The organism is uncultured Campylobacter sp. (assembly GCF_937890585.1).
Lineage (GTDB): Bacteria > Campylobacterota > Campylobacteria > Campylobacterales > Campylobacteraceae > Campylobacter_A.
On record NZ_CALACG010000364.1, the window covers coordinates 1 to 1,868 of the forward strand.

The window sequence follows — 1,868 nt, forward strand, 5'->3', positions numbered from 1 at the left end:
CAGAGCAGATCAGTAAGATCAAACGTCCCGCCGATCATTACTTTTAAAATTTTATTTTCTATGCCTAAAATTTGTACGGCGCCAAAATACTGCGCAAGCTCCAAAGCCGCCGCAAAGGCAAAAATTTTAAGCGCTAAATTTGACGGCGTCACACTAAATATAGCTCTCACAAACGCATAAAGCAAGATAACAGCCAAAACGTCGCCGAGGTAGTGACGCACAAAGCCACCCTTTACGCAAACTGCGATGTAAATTTCGACCGCTAAAATCAGGACTGCCACGGCCAAAAACGCTAGCCTCGTTCGCACGCTTTGTCTTGTTTGCAGTCTTTGCTCGTTTAAATTTTCCTCTTGCAACGCTTTTTCCTTAAAATTTAGCTCATTTATCCACCGCAAAGCAAGCATAAATTTAGAGGTGATTTATCAGGCTTGCGTTATATGCAGCACCGAAGCCGTTGTCGATATTTACGACACTTATGCCATTTGCACAGCTATTTAGCATGGCTAGCAGTGCCGCTAATCCTCCAAAATTTGCCCCATATCCCACGCTAGTAGGCACTGCGATCACTGGAGAGCTTACAAGTCCAGCTAGCACGCTAGCTAGCGCGCCCTCCATGCCAGCAACGGCGATCACGACCTTTGCGCCGCGTATCTCATCAAGCTTTGCGACCAGCCTATGTAGCCCTGCCACGCCGACATCGGTAAATTTTCTCACGTCATTGCCTAAGAATTTTGCCGTCTCATAAGCCTCCTCCACGACTGCGCCATCGGCAGTGCCAGCAGAGACGATAGCTATGTAGCTTTTTGTAGGCGCAGGCTCTTGAAATTTGACACTGATCACACTACCACGAGCGTTAAAATTTGCCTGCGGAAAGATCTCACGCATGCGTTTAAAAACACTCTCATTTGTTCTTGTGATCAGGATATTTTCATTTTTTTCGCCGATCGCACTAGCGATTTGTAAAATTTCATCATCTGTTTTATTTGCCCCGTATATCACCTCGCCAGTGCCATTTCGCAAAGCGCGCTGAGTGTCGATCTTGGCGCATCCGATGTCGTTAAATGGGTAGTTTTTTAGATACTTTAGCGCATCTTGCTCGCTCATCTTGTCGTTTTTTATACCAGCGATAAATTCTAAAATTTCAGCCTCGCTCATACCAAAACATCCTCTCTAAGCCCCTTTAGATCAAGCGTCACCTCTGCCGCGCCAAGTGCGACTAGCTCTTTAACGATAGACTTAAATTTCACGTCGCTCAAAAAGCTTTGCATGCTAGAAAATGGCATTTGCAGCTTCATTTTTCTATCATCAAGCCTTGCTCGCACATTTGCGTAGCCGCTTTTTATCAGTAAATTTTCAGCTGCCTCTACTAAATTTAGATCGCTAATACTTATCTCTTTTTCATGTGGCAAACGCGTTAGCAAGCATGCATAGCTTGGCTTATCGGCTGTTTTTAAATTTAGCTCATGCGAAAGCTCGCGGATCTCAAATTTGCGTAAATTTATTAGAGGCGAAAGCACACCAAGCTCCTCTTTTGCCTTAAGCCCTGGGCGATATTCGCCAAGATCGTCTTTGTTTGTGCCGTCTGCCAAATTTGTAAATCCAAGCTCTTTTGCACGAGCAAAAAGCCTTGAAAAAACTGTTTTTTTGCAAAGATAACAGCGATTTTGCGGATTGAACTTTATCTCATCGGCAATGCCTACCTCAAATATCTCGTGCCTGATACCATAAAATTTAGCAAATTTTACCGCCTCATCTATCTCGCGCAAAGACATATATGGCGATTTTACCGTGAGTGCTAGTGCATTTTTGCCAAGTACGTCCGCAGCGACCTTTAGCAGTAGCGAGCTATCCACGCCGCCGCTAAATGC

The 1,868-nt window shown here is 44.7% G+C and carries 3 protein-coding genes; all 3 read right to left on the reverse strand.

What is annotated here, in order from left to right; all coding sequences use genetic code 11:
- On the reverse strand, positions 1-356 hold a 356-nt coding region (locus Q0296_RS10870), incomplete at its 3' end, for a DUF2809 domain-containing protein (protein WP_298040494.1).
- Between the two features lie 52 nt (positions 357-408).
- Positions 409-1,155, reverse strand: a complete 747-nt coding sequence (gene larB / locus Q0296_RS10875; protein ID WP_298040496.1) for a nickel pincer cofactor biosynthesis protein LarB — start codon at positions 1,153-1,155, stop codon at positions 409-411.
- Positions 1,152-1,868, reverse strand: a 717-nt coding sequence (gene larE, locus Q0296_RS10880; protein ID WP_298040498.1) for an ATP-dependent sacrificial sulfur transferase LarE, incomplete at its 5' end; no start/stop codon positions are given. The genes larB and larE, both read right to left, overlap by 4 nt.

Coding starts and splice junctions, on each gene's coding strand:
- larB (WP_298040496.1), bottom strand. CDS start 1,155: ATGAGCGAGGCTGAAATTTTAGAATTTATCGCTGGTATAAAAAACGAC.